The organism is Vibrio sp. Vb1554 (genome assembly GCF_033344235.1).
Map to the genome: position 1 here is coordinate 56,476 of NZ_JAWPOJ010000005.1, position 16,842 is coordinate 73,317.

The window sequence follows — 16,842 nt, forward strand, 5'->3', positions numbered from 1 at the left end:
TTCATTTTCATCGGTTTACTGATCAAGGTCCGAAGAACAAAGTTTACTGTTATATGCTTTATGTTCGGCTGAGATGTAAGACTAAAGATGCTTTTAATCCACCCAAAGCGCTTGTATCCAATGTTAATTGACCTCGGTAACTGTGTGCCATTTCACTGACTATGTTTAGACCAAGACCTGAGCCAGGGGTTGTTTCATCCAATCTAACTCCTCTCTTGATTACTTGACTCAGTTTCTCTTTAGGGATGCCTGGCCCATCATCTTCAATAATGATGTGTATATTTTCCTTATCCTGAGAGGAGTGCACACGAATCATGCTGTTGGCCCACTTATAGCCATTTTCTAGCAAGTTACCTAGCATTTCATCGAGATCGGTCTGCTCTACTGCTACATTCAGCTCTGAATCAAGTTCATTAATTAAGGTAATGCTTCGGCTCGCATACACTTTATCAAACGCCATTGAGATAGCATCCACACGATCTGCTGGGTTCGACTTCACTGATAATATGTTCATCGATCCGGCCATACGGGCACGACCCAAATGGTAATCGATATGGTCTTGTATTTGATTGATTGGAGCTCGGAGACGGGATTGTGCCTCAGGTTCTAACGTCTGAACTTCATTTTTTAGAACAGAAAGTGGCGTTTTAAGTGCATGAGATAGGTTACCTGCATGATTGCGAGCTCTCTCTAGTAATTCTTGGTAATGGAACAGCAGAGCGTTGAGGTCGAAGATTAGAGGAGAAATCTCTTTTGGGTAGGTTTCTTCTAGACTCTTTTTATTACCAGACTTCAGCTCGGCTAATTCTTTTTGTAGCTTTGTAAGCGGACTCAATGACCAAGCAATTTGCAGTAAAATGACGGTAAGTACGCCCGCGAATAATAAACCCAAAATAAGCCAAAGTTGGCCGATTAACGTTTGAAGGGTATTTTTAATGGGCTCTTCGTCAATACCAATAATAATGTGAATAGGACCATCGTAATCAGGAAGATACAGTGCTTTTTCTAGCGTAATTAGTTTTTCGCCTCTTGCTCCAAACGCATCTTTATCCAAACCTTTGTATTCGATTTTTTTGTCCCACAACGAACGAGAACGTTCGAGGCTTGCCTCTGTAGAGGCACTCCAATACAAACCACTGTAAGGTCGGTTAAATCGAGGGTCTGATAGCTGAGCTGCGAGTGAAAGATGCCCGGTGTTATCGACTTCTAACTGTGCGGCGACTTCATCCATAAAAATGCTGAGCTGTGAGCGAGTGTCATCAACCATATAGTTGTAGACCTGCGTCGGTATCGTCACACCAGCGGCGAGGATCATTGCCGTTAACCAAACGATCGCCGCTAAAACGAGGCGACTTTTGATACTCAGTCGTTTTATTGCGTTCAACGGTAGCCTGTTTCTATTCGGCATTTAATTGGTATCCCAACCCTCGGACAGTTTTGATGATCTTTGGTGCGATTTTTTTGCGAATTCGGCCGATAAAAACTTCGATTGTGTTGGAGTCACGATCAAAGTCTTGTTTGTAAATGTGCTCGACGAGTTCGGTTCGAGAAATCACTTTTTCCGGGTTATGCATAAAGTAAGCGACCACTTTATACTCTAGCGCCGTCAAGCTTACCGCTTGCCCTTGCCACATGACTTTAGAAGTGCGTGTATCCAAGCTCAAGTCGCCAATTTGCATCACAGGAGAGGCATTACCAGAGGCTCTTCGCAGCTGTGCACGAATACGAGCGATAAGCTCAACCATTTCAAATGGTTTAGTTAGGTAATCGTCTGCACCTGCGTTTAAGCCTTCAACTCGCTGCGTTAGGGTGTCGCGAGCGCTTAGAATCACGACAGGAGTATTAATGTTTTCATCTCTGATGCCTTTTAGGACGGTAAGACCATCCAGTTTTGGCAAGCCGAGGTCGAGAACAATGGCGTCCCATTCTTCCGAAGTCGCGCGATACAGAGCGTCTATGCCATCTTGGGACAATTCTGGTACCCAGCCGGTACTTTCTAATGTTTCGATGATTTGCTCGCCTAAACGAGGATCATCTTCAACAACAAGTATTTTCATATTGATGATTCTTATTATGTTTGGATTTTTATCGAAGTAAGTTACGCATCGTGTCTGGATTACGCATTAGACAAGTTTAGTTGTTTTGCGGCTTTAACGCTTTGTTAAAGCTGCGACCTTTGATCTCAAGCATTTCCAGCGTGGCGGCGTCGTACTCAACTTTCAGGACGCTATTGTTGTACAGAATTTTCAATTCATACACCCAAGCATCATCATCTTCTTCAAGCTCGACCTTGATGATGCGGCCGTATAAGTCGTTTTCTACTGCGGCGTAAAGTTCCGAAAATGGTCGTATATATCCTTGTTGAACCGCGCGGTAGACCTCATCTTGATCTTCATCGAATTCGATGCGTGTTCCTGGCTTTTCGACATCTTGCACGATGGCGTGGCCATTTTGTGATGTGTACTCGTTGTCATGCTTGGCAAAACTTGGTGCACACATGAATGTCGCAATAAGGCCGAAAAGTAACGCAGAATGTAGAGAAGTCGTTGCTTTATACATAGTCAAACCTTTTCTGGAGCGTTAGCCGCAGTATATCGGATATAGATGAACAGAGAGTGAATCAGCTAATTAAGTTTTGCCATGTGTTGTGGATGTTATTTCAACTCATCTTCAAAAATTTTATCTCGCAGCTTCCAAAAGCGACCAGATTTTCTAGCAATAACAAACTGAGGTAAACGGAAACGATGTTGATTGGCAACAACACGTGTCGGTGAAGCCTCTTCAAAAGGGCGATGCTTGTCTGCTAAGTGGGGGCGTACGAACTGATCTTTAAACGTTTGTTTTTGTTTTTTGGTACTCAATGACCAAAACTCATGAACTAACGCATTGCCTTCGCCTTGGTATGGTTCACCAGAATACGTCACTTTTAGCTGAGATTTACCATCACTGGACTTAAATACAGATAGGTCCATTTCTGTGCATTCAAAGATTAATGCATCTTTGAGATTAAGGGCTTCTTTTAGCTTTTTATCTGGGTCTACGAGCGTCGCATCACACTCATGACAAATTCGTGCAGCGATATCGTTGTCCGCACCACATTCACCGCAGTATTTGGCACGAAAACGGTAGCCACAGTGTTCACGTTCGCCTGTGTCTTCATCTTCAAAGTAACCTTGGCAACGTCTGCCAAAATGTTCAACCAAGAAACCGTTACTATCCAACTTACCCCAGAAGTTGTTATTGAATCCGCAAGCCGGGCAAGGAATCGTGATAATTTCACTGTCAGAGTCTGGTTTGGGATCACCGACTTCAGGTTGGTATAAATCGTAGCTGTTGCCTGCGTAATCAAGCACTAAACATTCTGATTTTCCGTCTGATAAGCGTAATCCTCGTCCTACTATCTGTTGGTACAGACTGACTGACTCTGTTGGTCGCAAAATCGCGATTAAATCGACATGCGGCGCATCAAACCCGGTTGTCAGTACCGAAACATTGACCAAGTATTTTATTTGACGATTCTTGAACGCTTGGATGATCGCATCGCGCTCCGGCGTAGGTGTATCACCAATGACGATTTCAGTTTCGCCTTCTGGCAATAAACCGTGTATCTCCTGTGCGTGTCGAACAGTTGCAGCGAAGATCATGACACCTTGACGTTCTTTCGCATATTGCATGATTTGCTCAACAATTTGTGGAGTCGCACGTTTGGCTTTATCGATCACCATGTCCATTTCTGCTTCTTTGTAGCGTCCGGTGTTAGCGGGCTTCAGCTGAGAGAAGTCGTAAGACAAAACGGGCGCATCCATCATGCGGGCTGGAGTGAGGAAGTTTTCGTCGAGCAAGTAACGGATCGGCAGTTCGAAAATACAATCGCGGAAGAATCGAGGCTCTTCGGTTCGCACTTGACCTCGGGTGTGATACTGATAAATCCAGCCCATTCCTAAACGATAGGGCGTTGCAGTTAGTCCTAGCACCTTAATGCCAGGGTTCAGTTCTCGTAAGTGAGTAATAACTTTTTGGTAGCTGCTGTTTTTGTCATCTGGCACACGATGGCACTCATCAATAACGAGCAGAGAAAACTGGTTTTTGAACGAATCTAAGTTACGTACGACCGATTGAACCGAAGCAAACACGACTTGCTGGTCAGTTTCTTTTCGTCCCAATCCTGCTGAGAAGATGGAACCTTTTAAACCATAACCTTCATACTTTGCGTGGTTTTGCTCGACCAGTTCTTTTACGTGGGCGAGGACTAACACTCGTCCTTTCGCAAGGCGAGCAAGTTCTGCGATCACCAAGCTTTTTCCTGCACCGGTTGGCAGCACGATCACTGCTGGTGTCGAGTGTTTACGAAAGTAATGAATAACGGCTTTAACCGAGTCGGCTTGATAAGGACGAAGTGTGTACATGAAAATATGTGAAATTGCTCAACTATTCGAACGAGGAACGCTATAATACCTGACTTTTATACCCAAGTGACCTTTAAACCAAGATTTAGAGATCACTTGGGTATAATTCAATGAGGTATTCATGCGTTTAGATAAATATTTGTGTGACGCTCTGGGTGCAACACGCAAACAGGCAACAAAGATCATCAAAAGTGGAGACATCACCGTAGACAGTGAGGTTCAAAAAAGTGGTGCATTTAAAGTACCTGAAGGTGCGGAAGTGATGTGGGAAGACCGTGTTATTGGTGCTCCTGGTCCTCGTTACATTATGTTGTATAAGCCTGCTGACTTTGTTTGTTCACATGAAGATGGCTACAACCAAACTGCATTCGCATTGCTTGATGAGCCTAAAATTGAAAACCTTCACTTTGCGGGCCGATTAGATGTCGACACAACTGGTTTAGTGTTGATTACGGATGATGGTAAGTGGTCTCACCGTATTACCTCACCTAAGCATAAGTGTGAGAAAACGTACCGTGTTTGGCTCGTCGATGCTATTCAGCCAGATTACGCGGAAAAGCTCGAACAAGGCATCATTTTGCGCAATGAATCAGAAGCAACATTGCCCGCTCGTTTGGAAATCGTGAACGAGGCCGAGAATGAAGTATTCTTAACTATCGTGGAAGGTAAGTATCACCAAGTGAAACGTATGTTCGCGGCGTTAGGAAATAAAGTTGAGTACTTACATCGTGAGCGTATTGGTTCTATCGAACTTGATGAGGCACTAGAACCAGGTGATTATCGCTACCTCACGCAAGAAGAAATTGATTCTATTTGGAATTAATTGTCGGCATGGGAAATTCTTTAGTTCCTAATAGGAACTAGTCTTTTGGTAGGAATTGGCTCAAAATAAATTTTCCTACCAAAATTAGTGCCTAGACAATTCCGGTGTGCTTACTCATCTCAGTGATATGCCTTTGCATTTAGCTGATGCATGCATACTCTTATTGCAAAGCCTTCGGCTACGGTGAATGGAATGATGGTGTCAACGCCATCATTTTTACTGCATTGTGTTTGTTTCCCATAAACACATTTCGCTTTCACATGCTTTTCTATGTCGAGTTCGTCAAGGTCACACCTTGGTACATATTTGCCCTTATGATTCTCGAACGTTGGATAGAACAGGTTTTTGGCTTCTACATTCAGCGATATGAGAACTTCCGTTATTTTCACTTTGTTCTGCAAGTATTGACGGTAGGGCTCCAACAAGAGGTAAAAGAATGACAGAAAAAGCTCAAAGTGCTCCGCAATCCCAAATCAGTTTTCTATTGTTTCTGGTACTAGGAGCGATTGGTGCTTTGACGCCTTTGGCGATCGATATGTATTTGCCTGCGATGCCAACAATTGCGAAAGATTTGGGGGTCGCGCCTGGCGCGGTTCAGATTACGTTGACGGCTTATACCGCGGGTTTTGCGATCGGCCAGTTAATTCACGGGCCGCTTGCCGATAGCTTTGGTCGCAGACCTGTGTTGATTTTAGGCGTACTTTTCTTCGGCTTGGCTGCTGTTGTGAGTGCGACAACAAATGGCATTGATGCGCTGACCTATGTACGTACGGCACAAGGTTTTGCTGGCGCGGCAGCGGCGGTCATTATCCAAGCTGTCGTGCGTGACATGTTTGACCGTGAAGACTTTGCACGCGCAATGTCCTTCGTTACTCTGGTCATTACTATTGCGCCGTTGGTGGCACCGATGATCGGTGGCCATCTCGCGATTTGGTTTGGTTGGCGTTCCATTTTTTGGGTACTAGCTATTTTCGCTGTAGTTGTGATTTTTCTCGTACTTTGGAAAATCCCTGAAACGTTACAGCCTGAAAATTGTCAGCCTCTTCGTTTCCGCACGACGCTGAGAAACTACGCCAGATTATGCTCCAATCCTGAAGCGATCGGTTTGATGCTCTCAGGTGCGTTTTCATTTTCCGGAATGTTTGCATTTTTGACGGCGGGTTCTTTTGTTTATATTGATTTATATGGTGTTCGACCAGACCACTTTGGTTACCTATTTGGTTTGAACATTGTGGCGATGATCATCATGACCAGTATTAATGGTCGCTTGGTGAAGAAAGTTGGTTCCCATGCCATGCTTCGTTTTGGGTTGTTCGTGCAACTTTTGGCGGGGATTGGTTTATTCGTAAGTTGGTTAATGGACTTCGGATTATGGGGCATTGTACCTTTTGTTGTGCTGTTTATCGGTACATTGTCGACGATAGGTAGTAACGCGATGGCGCTGCTTTTAAGTGGTTACCCATCAATGGCGGGTACGGCGTCGTCTCTAGCGGGGACATTAAGATTCGGTATCGGTTCATTGGTTGGTGCGCTGGTGGCATCACTGCCCGGGAATGTTGCTTGGCCGATGATCATCGTAATGTTTGCTTGTTCTGTGCTTTCAGCACTGTTTTATTGGACTTTAGGAAGAAAGGCGTAATGTCGAATTACACCAAAGAAATTCAAAACTTGGTTAACTCAGCACTTGAAGAGTTAGATCAAGAGCATCGCTCAGGTAAGTTAGCCAATGCCCCTGTTGCGAATAACCATTATTTAGTGCGTTGGGTAACAAAGGCGCTAAAATCACAACGTTTCGGACGTACGGTAGGCGATGACTTAACGCGTTGGCAAAAAGCAGGTCGCTCAAAGGGGAACGATGCTGGTTTGTTGTTTATCTTTAAACGTATTTCTTCTTTTTATGCGCAATTCTTCCCTGAAGGTGAAGACTCCAAAGTGTTCAAAGATTCAGATATTGAGTCTTTTCTTGATTTGATGGAGCAAGCAGGCTGGGAAGTCTCAACATCTGAGCAACTGATTGGGTGCGGCAAAGTACAAATCTTCACTGAAGGTCAAAACTCTTTAGCGTTATGTGCAGACCAATGCGAAAGCTGTTTTGATGGCGAGTTGCTCGTAAAGCCAATGAGTTGGTTTGTGCGTGGCAATCATGCTGAGTTTGTTGAGAAAGCAGCGCAAGCGGGCTTTATGGTTCATAAGGTAACAGACTACAAATCGATGGTGAAATACCATGGCGAGTACCTTATTTTTCCAGCAAACGAAGGCAACCAGTTAGCCGAAATTCCACTCTCGTTCAAAGCTGACTAAAGTGACATTTTGAGTGTTTAGAAGCCCCTGTTATTGGGGCTTTTTGTTTTCTAAACGGTTTGCTTCTTTCGCGATGGCTTTGACCATGCCTTTAAATATGAAAAGATGGGCTGGCATCATTGCAAACCAATAAAGCAGCCCAAGAAACCCTTGCGGGTGCCACCAGGCGGTAATATCCAGCTCTCGTTCGTCACCGAGATCTTTGATGGTAATTTCTAAACGCCCAAGGCCTGGGCCTTTCATACCAAAAAACAGTGAAAGAAACTGATTATTATCGCAGCGAATCACTTTCCAAGAGTCAATAAAATCACCGACTTTAAGCTCTGGTCCAGGAGGAGAAACGCGAATCGGTTTTCCGCCACCAAAAAAGATATCGAGCCATTCACGTGTACGCCACAAGATGTTGGCAAAGTAATAGCCTTTTTCGCGACTCCCGATCTTTTGCGCCACTTTCCATAATGCCGCAGCGGAGGCATGAGTTTTAATGCTCGCTCCAGCTTGTTTTGGGTAATAGCCATATCCTGGTTGCCATCGACGAAGCGCTGCGGGTTCAAACCCCCAGACATTACTGCGTACAAATGTGCCTTCATCTTGAATGGTATCAGTTACCGCTTGCTCGTAGCTGATCAGCGTTTGAGGAAATCGTTCTTCAATCGCTTTGGAGTTTGCAATGTAGTCGTGCTCTAAGCCCGCAAGTAATGCTTTACCGATACTAGTTGGCACTGAGGTAACTAAACCTAGCCAGTACGATGCCATTTTCGGAGTAAGTAGCGGGGTCGACCACAGTCGATACGGCTTGTTCGTGATTCGGCAAATGACTTTGAACTGTTCGCGGTAGCTAAGTGTATCTGGCCCACCAACTTCATAAATTTGACTTTCTTCTGGAGAGGGGGCTTCTGCTAACTTCAACAAATAGTGGTTGAGATTGGGCAAGGCAATAGGGTTCGCTTTTGAGTCGACCCATTTAGGCGCGATCAAAATAGGTAAGTTGTAGACAAAGTCACGCATGATTTCGAAAGCAGCAGAGCCGGGGCCGATGATAACGCCTGCACGCAATTCAGTTACTGGAATACCAGACTGTCGAATTATTTTTCCCGTGGCTTTACGAGCGGCTAAATGGCGAGAGTTTCCGGTTTGAGGTTGAATAGCGCTCAAATAGATAACATGCTCGACGGAGCTTTGTTCCAACGCATATTTGAAGTTCAAAGCAAGGTTTAGTTCGTACTCAACAAAGTCATCACCTTGAGCCATCCCGTGCACGAGAAAAAAGACTAAATCAAAATCGTTCACTACAGCCTTCGTGGTCTCTGCGTCAGCCAAGTCGAGATACCTTAACGTTAAATTAGGGTGAGGCTGAGTTCTTGACTCTAAATAATCAATATGTCGCGCCGCTGCTGTGACGGCGTAACCTTTATCTAAAAGTAACGGAAGAAGTTGAGAGCCAATGTAACCCGAGGCGCCTAGCACCAACACCTTTTTCATTATCTGTCCTTTTATCGTTGGTGGAATAAACACCACAGAGTATAATCATGAGACACTTTCCCCATTCTATCAATAAGTTGTCGTTGGAGCGCTTGTGACTTTTCTTTCTCAACTCTCAATACACGTAGATAAAGCATTCTTACGTCGTTTATTTGCAATCGCGTTACCAATTACACTGCAAAGCATGATGTTTTCTAGCAGAAGCCTCGTCGATGTTCTTATGCTTGGTCAACTTGGTGAAGCTGAAATTGCCGCTGTTGGAGTTGCTGCGCGCGCGACTTTCGTCACCACCATCATGTTAGTTGGGGTGACAACGGGCGGTGCGTTGTTAACCGCTCAATATTGGGGGGCTGGCGATAAAGTTGGGGTGCGTCGCAGTACCGCTTTAACATGGATGATCGCAATGATGTTTGCTGCGATTGCTGTTGCTTTGTTTGTTGTTTTTCCACAACTCATCATGAGCTTGACTACCGATTCACAAGAAGTGATTGAGCTAGGGGCCAGCTATCTCATTATTTCGTCGGTTAGCATGTTTGCTGTTGCATGTGTGGCCAGTATGTCGGTGGGCCTAAGGGCGATGCACCAACCAGGCCTAAGCACTTTTTTTAGTGGTATAGGCATTTTATCTAATGTGTTTCTTAACTGGGTTTTAATTTTTGGTCAATTAGGCTTTCCTGCTCTGGGTATTACGGGAGCAGCGATCGCAACGGTAATCAGTGGCGCGATCGAAGTAGGTTGCTTGTTTGGTTATCTATGGTTGAAAAAGCACATAATCGCATTTGGTTGGGATGATATACGCGCAGGATTGGTCTTAGATAAAATTACGCGTTTCTTGAGCCTCTCTTTGCCCACCACATTTAACTTCTTGGCGTGGGCTGGTGGGCTGTTTGCTTATCACGCCATCATGGGGCAAGCAGGTGTACAAGGTTTGGCGGCACTTTCCGTAATGACACCTGTTGAGTCGATCGCATTGGCGATGATGATTGGTTTATCGAATGCGGCTGCAGTTCTAGTCGGGAACCAGCTCGGCGCTCGTAATTTTGAACCCGTTTATTATCAAGCATGGGCTACGGTCATTTTGAATGTGCTTATCGCATTTGTGGTCGCCGTCTTGTTGATAGTGTCAAATCAATGGATCCTTAATGCGTTTAGTGCACTGACAACAGACACTCGCGAGCTAGCTGAACAGTTTATGGTGATTCTTGCGTTGGGTGTTGTGCTACGCTCGGTGCCGATGATGGCGATTGTTGGTGTATTACGTGCGGGCGGTGATGTTAAGTTTTGTTTGTATCAAGACATCTTGGCACAGTGGGTGATCGGGATTCCACTCGCAGCATTTGCAGCGATTTATCTCAATTGGGATCCACAATGGGTTTACTTACTCTTTTTGACGGAAGAAGTTGTGAAGGGGGCGATTTGCTTGCCAAGAATGGTTAGCCGAAAATGGATGAGAAACCTGATTGGCCAGTAAAGAGGAACAGAGTTTATTTTGGCTGCAAAAATCTGCTCAAAACGTCAACAAAATTAGCAACAGAAAGTGAATCGAGTTGCATTTGTACTTCCATAGTGTGATCAAGCATTCAAAATACTTTCTACTAACAGGATTTTAGTGTAGATTCTGATCCCAATTTTTAAACACCATCCGAGCGGCATAATCAATGTTAAAACTGTCAGACCTATGTAAAGGCTATGTAGACGGGGGAGAGTTTCACCCTGTATTACAAGGGGCAGAATTAACATTGCAGCAAGGTGACCAAGTCGCTCTGATGGGAGAAAGTGGTTCGGGTAAAAGTACTCTGCTGAATTTAATCGCCGGATTAGATACTGCCGACTCTGGTGAAGTGCAGTTTCCAAATTTTGCTATGCATGAAGCACCGGAGCATTTAAGAACCCTTTATCGCCGCAACAATATTGGTAATATCTTCCAACAATTCAACCTGCTTCCTACACTTAATATTGCCGACAATATTCGTTTTTGTCGTCAGTTAAAAGGTCTGCCGGAAGATAAAGAGTTGTGGCGTCAAATTCTTTCTGCTTTGGACTTAATGCCATTGCTAGGACGTTATCCGGAAGAGGCGTCTGGTGGTCAGCAACAACGTGCGGCGATTGCTCGCGCCCTTTATATGGAACCCAAAATCCTGCTTGCTGATGAGCCAACTGGTAGCCTAGACGAGCGAAACGCAGAAGCAGTAATGCGCTTATTAACGAGTCTCGCTCGCCAATTGGAGTGTACTTTGCTGTTAGTGACGCACAGTGAAAAAGTGGCCGCCCATATGGAAGGAAAGATTCGACTTCAAGGAGGGCAGTTACATGTTATGGCCCGTAGTTAAGGCACTACTCGGTCATTACCGTCGTTACCCTCTACAAATTATTCTTGTCTGGCTGGGATTAACTTTAGGCGTGTCCCTCCTTGTTGGTGTTACTTCTATCAACCAGCATGCAAAACAAAGTTATGCTACTGGGGAAAAGCTTTTCTCCAATCCTTTGCCATACCGAATCCGAACGAAGCACTCTGCCAATAAAATTCCTCAAGGTTTCTATATTCAGTTACGTCGAGCTGGGTTTAACCAATGTGCACCGTTTGACGTGCTTCATCTAGATGCCAAGACCGATATGAGCCTGATGTTGGTGGGGATAGATCCTGTCGCGATGATCCCACTACAACAAGGAAAATCGCTAGGTGAGATGCCTGTTTTATCACTAATGAAGCCTCCTTATCCTATTCTTGTTAGTCAAGATTTGGCCGCTTACATGAGTTGGCAGGATGGGGACTTCATTGAGATGAATGACGGAAGCCGTCTTGGGCCTATTCAAGTAGATAAGGACAAGATGCTTTCGGGTACTCGGCTGGTTACTGATATATCGTTGTTGCGTATGCTCAAGCGGAGCTCAGGTTTGTCTGCGATTTCTTGTGGTGAAATGCCAGAGGAAAAGCTAATAGCACTGAAAAACATGCTGCCAAACGGAATGACGCTCGTTAGGAATACGCGTACAGAGCTTGAGTCGCTAACTAACGCATTCCATATGAATCTCACCGCGATGGGAATGCTGTCGTTTTTGGTCGGGTTGTTTATTTTTTATCAAGCGATGTCTCTGTCTTTCATCCAGCGACAACGTTTGGTCGGTATTTTGAGACAGACTGGTGTTAACGGAACACAGTTAGCGCAAGCTTTATTACTAGAGTTGTCTTTGCTCGTCTTTATTGCGTGGGCGTGTGGTAACTTTTTTGGCTTGATCTTAGCAAATGAACTTATCCCAGCAGTGTCTTCGAGCCTGAGTGATTTGTATGATGCCAACGTAGGCTTAACCATAGGATGGTCATGGCAATCTAGCTTATACAGTCTAATCATGGCAGCGATGGGTGCGTTGATATCGTGTCTGTGGCCATTAATCCGTTTGTTGAAGTCACAACCAATCCGCCTTTCTTCTCGACTGTCGCTAATGCGATTTGCTGGAAGAGAGTTCTCTTGGCAGGCGCTTGCGGCATGTGCGTTTTGTGTCGCTGCAATAGCGGTATATCAGGCGCCGAAAACACAAGAAACCGGCTTTGCTATTATTGCTCTGATGTTGGTTAGTGTGGCGTTGTTTATGCCATTTATTATGTGGCATATGTTCCAAAGTTTTTCTTATACCATGCGATGGGTTCGTGTCCGTTGGTTTTTTGCTGATGCAGCAGCCAGCATGAGCTATCGCGGTGTGGCTACGATGGCGTTTATGTTAGCGCTGGCGGCAAACATTGGTGTAGAAACAATGGTCGGAAGCTTTCGAGATACAACCGATAAGTGGCTAAATCAGCGATTAGCGGCTGATGTGTACATCTATCCGACCAACAATTCAGCCGCTAGGATGAGCGCATGGCTCCAGAATCAGCCAGAGGTGAACTCGGTTTGGTGGCGCTGGGAAAAAGATATGCCGACCGAGCATGGTGCTCTGCAAGTTGTGAGTACGGGCTCTTCTGAAGGTGAGTTAGACTCACTTACCGTCAAGTTAGGTGTCCCAAATTACTGGTATCAACTGCACGCTACCAAGAGCTTAATGGTCAGTGAGTCGATGGCCTTGAAGCTGGATATCCGCCCTGGCGATTTCATTAACTTGCAAGAACCGCTTGGTGGTGACTGGCAAGTCGTAGGCGTTTACTACGATTATGGAAACCCATATAACCAGGTGATGATGTCGCACCGGAATTGGCTGTATGCATTTGCAGGTACGGGTAATGTTGGTCTTGGCGTAGTATTAAAAGATAACGTCAATGGAGAAGGGCTGAAAAATCGCTTAGAGAATGTATTCCGTCTCCAGCAAGATCGTGTGTTTGATAACGGTAATATTTATAGCCAAGCAATGAGAGTGTTTGATCATACCTTTGCGATAGCAGGAACCTTGGGCAATATCACGCTGATTATTGCAGTGTTTGGTTTATTCTTTGCGACGTTGGCAGGAGAACTTTCACGGCAGCGGCATTTTTCCTTATTAAGGTGCATGGGTGTGTCCGGAAAAGAACTTGTCGTATTAGGTGGTTTGCAGCTATTCGTCTTCGGAGCCATTTCTGCGATTATTGCAGTGCCGCTCGGCTTGGCGCTCGCACATTTGATCGTTGATATTATCATTAAGCAATCATTTGGCTGGTCTCTAGAGCTTCAAACGATTCCATGGGAGTATGCTCAAACCATTGCTTGGGCGATGCTTGCCATCATGGTTGCTGGCGCATTGCCAGTTATTAGAATGATCAAAAGTACACCGATGAAGTCATTAAGGGACGCGTTGTAATGAAAAAAATGGGCTCTAAAAAACGCTTGTTGGTTTCAACGCTCATTGTTGTTACGTTCGCTTTTCTGACTGGGGCTGCTTTTTACTCAACTTTTTGGTTAGAGGCGACAGCAACACGAGAAAGCGAACTTGATTCTATCTTAACGCGTGAAAATCAAACGATTTTCGAGCCTGTACTACCTAATGAGCATGTCTCTTTACCCTCAGACTTTCGCTTTCATCCCGAGTATCAGCATGAATGGTGGCACTACTTTGCGAAGCTAAAAGATGAGCAAGGCAAGATCTACAATGTTCAATGGAGCTATTTCAGGGTTGCGACGGACGAGCGAGAAACCAGCGGTTGGCAGAACCCTCAATTGTACATTTCACATGTTGTCGTCAGTCATGGCTCGCATGTATGGAAAGAGCAACGGGTAGCTAGAGGTGGGATAGGCCAAGCTGGTATGATCAATCGTCCTTTCAGGTTATGGATTGATAATTGGACTTGGCGATCACTCGGTGCGACGCCTTTCCCGGGCAACTTGAATGTGAATACTGATACGTTTGGACTTGAGCTCAATACCATGACAAGCGGCCCCTTTGTGGTGAATGGAGACAAAGGCTTCCAAGTTAAACATGCGTTGCAATCTGTTGCTTCTTTTAGCTTCAGTGCTCCATTTTTAAAAGTAAAAGGCAGCTTAAGCTTAAATGGTAAGCGATTCTCAGTGACGGGTTCTGCATGGGCGCAAAAAGAATGGGGCAGCGGCTTAATTGGTGAGGGGCAACAAGGCTGGGATTGGTTTGTTTTCAATTTAGATGATGGTCGAGCATTAACTGTTAGCCGTTATCGTCACCATGGGCAAACACCGCACGTATTTGGCACGTTGTCGACACGCTCAGGTAAAGTCATCAACCTCTCAGACGATGATATCAGTATTAAACCAATGCAAGTGACCAGTTTATCCAATGGAAGAAGGTTACCTTTGCAGTGGATTATCAATATTCCGAAGCATCAAATTAATTTGACTACCCGCATTATCAAGTCAGATATGTGGCTACCCTTTGTAATACCTTACTGGGAAGGGCCTACTTTAGCTTCCGGCTCCAATGAGGCTTGGGGCTTTATGCAGCTGACAGGCTATTGAGTTGTGAAGAAAACCACCCCCTACGGGTGGTTTTTTGGTGCGCGAAGCTTCCTAGCTTTTTCTCAAAAGTACGGGGTTATCATGATGGTACAAGCCGTGTTATGCTGATTTTCTCATCATCTTGATAAATATTTGGTGCGACAAGTACAAATACGATCTCCGATCAAAATTGAGTGTCATGTTGGAAAATACGATGTATAGTAAACTTAACATCGAAAAAACCGAAGTTTATACTCTGAAGAAGCGATTATTCTAAAGTTTTCGACAGCTATACACTCTTATCACTCTTTGTTAATCGTTTATTAAGATAATAAATATAAGGACGAAACCATGAACGATGTCATTCGTGACTTTTTCAAAATGGAATCAGCAGGTGGTATTCTTCTCGTAATTGCAGCGGCAATTGCGATGACCATTGCTAACTCACCGCTGGGCGAAACTTATCAATCTGTACTGCATACTTATGTATTCGGTATGTCAGTTTCTCACTGGATTAATGACGGCCTAATGGCTGTTTTCTTCTTACTTATTGGCCTTGAAGTGAAGCGAGAGCTACTTGAAGGAGCGCTAAAATCAAAAGAAACCGCAATTTTCCCTGCGATTGCAGCGGTTGGTGGTATGTTAGCCCCTGCTCTTATTTACGTTGCGTTTAATGCTAACGACCCAGAGGCGGTTTCTGGCTGGGCCATTCCAGCTGCGACGGATATTGCATTTGCTCTAGGTATCATGGCGCTACTAGGTAAGCGTGTACCAGTAAGCCTTAAAGTATTTTTGTTAGCTCTCGCTATCATCGACGATTTAGGCGTGGTTGTTATTATTGCACTGTTTTACACAGGTGATCTTTCTAGCATGGCGCTGCTTGTTGGCTTCATCATGACTGGTGTCCTGTTCATGTTGAATGCGAAGGAAGTGACGAAACTGACGCCATACATGATAGTCGGCGCGATCTTATGGTTTGCGGTACTTAAATCTGGTGTTCACGCAACACTTGCAGGCGTAGTGATCGGCTTTGCTATTCCTCTTAAGGGTAAACAGGGCGAACATTCCCCACTTAAGCACATGGAGCATGCACTTCATCCATACGTGGCATTTGGTATCTTACCTCTATTCGCATTTGCAAATGCGGGGATTTCGCTAGAAGGCGTATCGATGTCAGGCCTAACTTCAATGCTGCCATTAGGTATTGCTTTGGGGCTACTGGTTGGTAAGCCTCTAGGTATCTTCACCTTTAGTTGGGCTGCTGTAAAAATGGGTGTAGCTAAGCTACCGGAAGGCATTAACTTCAAGCATATCTTTGCGGTATCTGTGTTGTGTGGTATCGGTTTTACAATGTCTATATTCATTTCCTCTTTAGCGTTTGGAAATGTAAGCCCTGAGTTTGATACCTATGCTCGACTAGGTATCTTAATGGGCTCGACGACAGCCGCGTTACTTGGCTACGCGTTACTGCACTTTTCTTTGCCTAAGAAAGCGCAAGCGTAAGATACACACTGTTTAGTAAAGCCTCCCATTCGGGAGGCTTTTTTATGTCTGCAGATCGGCACATCAACCACTTCAGGCTGGTTACTTTTGTGACCAGCTAAGGTCTAGCTTATGGAGTTGGGGCAAATCATCGAAAGAGGCGCTTGGCAAATCTATAGGCGAAAAAAAGCCCAGCCGAAAATTTGACTGGGCGGATACAAACATAGGAGTTAATAAGAAAAAAGCAGCAACGTAACAATTAGATGGAAACAAGTTTGACGGCCAGTGAAACTTCAAATGCCCTAACTGTTACGTATATTCAGACCGAGCCTTTTCCAAACAGTTCCATTTTTTTTCAAAAAATTTCTACTTAATGCTTTCTAGCTTCTTACACACCCGAAAGTAATAGAAAAATCGAGATGGATTACCAACTTGGTGAAGTGACTAACTTCGGTGTTTCTCATTTTATATCCCCTAGAAC

Annotated in this window: 13 protein-coding genes; 8 read left to right on the forward strand and 5 right to left on the reverse strand. The window is 44.7% G+C overall.

Annotation, left to right across the window (positions count from 1 at the left end):
• Positions 1 to 58: 58 nt before the first annotated feature.
• From R8N28_RS06265 to R8N28_RS06280, 4 genes are all read right to left on the reverse strand, one after another.
• The gene (locus R8N28_RS06265; protein WP_065274389.1) at positions 59 to 1,408 is read right to left on the reverse strand and encodes an ATP-binding protein; all 1,350 of its coding nucleotides are present in this window, start codon (positions 1,406 to 1,408) and stop codon (positions 59 to 61) included.
• Positions 1,398 to 2,057 carry a response regulator transcription factor gene (locus R8N28_RS06270; protein WP_005378073.1) on the reverse strand — a complete coding sequence of 220 codons (660 nt, stop codon included), beginning with the start codon at positions 2,055 to 2,057 and terminating at the stop codon, positions 1,398 to 1,400. Before R8N28_RS06270 ends, R8N28_RS06265 begins: the two co-directional genes overlap by 11 nt.
• 76 nt (positions 2,058 to 2,133) lie before the next feature.
• The gene (locus R8N28_RS06275; protein ID WP_372036143.1) at positions 2,134 to 2,499 is read right to left on the reverse strand and encodes a PepSY domain-containing protein; all 366 of its coding nucleotides are present in this window, start codon (positions 2,497 to 2,499) and stop codon (positions 2,134 to 2,136) included.
• 155 nt (positions 2,500 to 2,654) lie between these two features.
• Entirely contained in the window at positions 2,655 to 4,406 is a 1,752-nt protein-coding gene (locus tag R8N28_RS06280; RefSeq protein WP_065274390.1) for a DEAD/DEAH box helicase, read from the reverse strand.
• Between the two features lie 121 nt (positions 4,407 to 4,527).
• Between R8N28_RS06280 and rsuA the strand changes: the two genes are divergently transcribed.
• The 3 genes from rsuA to R8N28_RS06295 all read left to right on the forward strand — a co-directional run bounded on the left by rsuA (position 4,528) and on the right by R8N28_RS06295 (position 7,530).
• On the forward strand, positions 4,528 to 5,229 hold the full coding sequence (gene rsuA / locus R8N28_RS06285; protein WP_065274391.1) for a 16S rRNA pseudouridine(516) synthase RsuA: 702 nt from the start codon (positions 4,528 to 4,530) through the stop codon (positions 5,227 to 5,229).
• Positions 5,230 to 5,665: 436 nt separating this feature from the next.
• Complete coding sequence (locus tag R8N28_RS06290) at positions 5,666 to 6,868, forward strand: Bcr/CflA family multidrug efflux MFS transporter (protein WP_065274392.1); 1,203 nt, start codon at positions 5,666 to 5,668, stop codon at positions 6,866 to 6,868.
• Complete coding sequence (locus R8N28_RS06295; RefSeq protein WP_017820847.1) at positions 6,868 to 7,530, forward strand: DUF2913 family protein; 663 nt, start codon at positions 6,868 to 6,870, stop codon at positions 7,528 to 7,530. Before R8N28_RS06290 ends, R8N28_RS06295 begins: the two co-directional genes overlap by 1 nt.
• A gap of 30 nt (positions 7,531 to 7,560) precedes the next feature.
• On the opposite strand, the gene R8N28_RS06300 is transcribed toward R8N28_RS06295, so the two are convergent.
• The gene (locus R8N28_RS06300) at positions 7,561 to 9,012 is read right to left on the reverse strand and encodes a DUF2867 domain-containing protein (protein WP_065274393.1); all 1,452 of its coding nucleotides are present in this window, start codon (positions 9,010 to 9,012) and stop codon (positions 7,561 to 7,563) included.
• Positions 9,013 to 9,106: 94 nt separating this feature from the next.
• Here R8N28_RS06300 and R8N28_RS06305 point away from each other — a divergent pair, with 94 nt between their 5' ends.
• The 5 genes from R8N28_RS06305 (at position 9,107) to nhaA (ending at position 16,382) form a co-directional block, all read left to right on the forward strand.
• Positions 9,107 to 10,483, forward strand: a complete 1,377-nt coding sequence (locus tag R8N28_RS06305) for an MATE family efflux transporter (RefSeq protein WP_065274394.1) — start codon at positions 9,107 to 9,109, stop codon at positions 10,481 to 10,483.
• 187 nt (positions 10,484 to 10,670) lie between these two features.
• Entirely contained in the window at positions 10,671 to 11,342 is a 672-nt protein-coding gene (locus tag R8N28_RS06310) for an ABC transporter ATP-binding protein (protein ID WP_005378040.1), read from the forward strand.
• A complete protein-coding gene (locus tag R8N28_RS06315; protein WP_065274395.1) occupies positions 11,323 to 13,776 on the forward strand; it encodes an ABC transporter permease in 2,454 nt (817 codons plus the stop codon). The genes R8N28_RS06310 and R8N28_RS06315 overlap by 20 nt, the downstream gene beginning before the upstream one ends.
• Positions 13,776 to 14,900 carry a lipocalin-like domain-containing protein gene (locus R8N28_RS06320; protein WP_042521997.1) on the forward strand — a complete coding sequence of 375 codons (1,125 nt, stop codon included), beginning with the start codon at positions 13,776 to 13,778 and terminating at the stop codon, positions 14,898 to 14,900. The genes R8N28_RS06315 and R8N28_RS06320 overlap by 1 nt, the downstream gene beginning before the upstream one ends.
• 330 nt (positions 14,901 to 15,230) lie before the next feature.
• Entirely contained in the window at positions 15,231 to 16,382 is a 1,152-nt protein-coding gene (gene nhaA, locus R8N28_RS06325; protein WP_005378034.1) for a Na+/H+ antiporter NhaA, read from the forward strand.
• Positions 16,383 to 16,842 lie beyond the last annotated feature (460 nt).

Coding starts and splice junctions, on each gene's coding strand:
- R8N28_RS06290 (WP_065274392.1), top strand. CDS start 5,666: ATGACAGAAAAAGCTCAAAGTGCTCCGCAATCCCAAATCAGTTTTCTA.
- R8N28_RS06270 (WP_005378073.1), bottom strand. CDS start 2,057: ATGAAAATACTTGTTGTTGAAGATGATCCTCGTTTAGGCGAGCAAATC.
- R8N28_RS06275 (WP_372036143.1), bottom strand. CDS start 2,499: ATGTGTGCACCAAGTTTTGCCAAGCATGACAACGAGTACACATCACAA.
- R8N28_RS06320 (WP_042521997.1), top strand. CDS start 13,776: ATGAAAAAAATGGGCTCTAAAAAACGCTTGTTGGTTTCAACGCTCATT.
- nhaA (WP_005378034.1), top strand. CDS start 15,231: ATGAACGATGTCATTCGTGACTTTTTCAAAATGGAATCAGCAGGTGGT.
- R8N28_RS06300 (WP_065274393.1), bottom strand. CDS start 9,012: ATGAAAAAGGTGTTGGTGCTAGGCGCCTCGGGTTACATTGGCTCTCAA.
- R8N28_RS06265 (WP_065274389.1), bottom strand. CDS start 1,408: ATGCCGAATAGAAACAGGCTACCGTTGAACGCAATAAAACGACTGAGT.
- R8N28_RS06315 (WP_065274395.1), top strand. CDS start 11,323: ATGTTATGGCCCGTAGTTAAGGCACTACTCGGTCATTACCGTCGTTAC.
- R8N28_RS06280 (WP_065274390.1), bottom strand. CDS start 4,406: ATGTACACACTTCGTCCTTATCAAGCCGACTCGGTTAAAGCCGTTATT.
- R8N28_RS06310 (WP_005378040.1), top strand. CDS start 10,671: ATGTTAAAACTGTCAGACCTATGTAAAGGCTATGTAGACGGGGGAGAG.
- R8N28_RS06295 (WP_017820847.1), top strand. CDS start 6,868: ATGTCGAATTACACCAAAGAAATTCAAAACTTGGTTAACTCAGCACTT.
- rsuA (WP_065274391.1), top strand. CDS start 4,528: ATGCGTTTAGATAAATATTTGTGTGACGCTCTGGGTGCAACACGCAAA.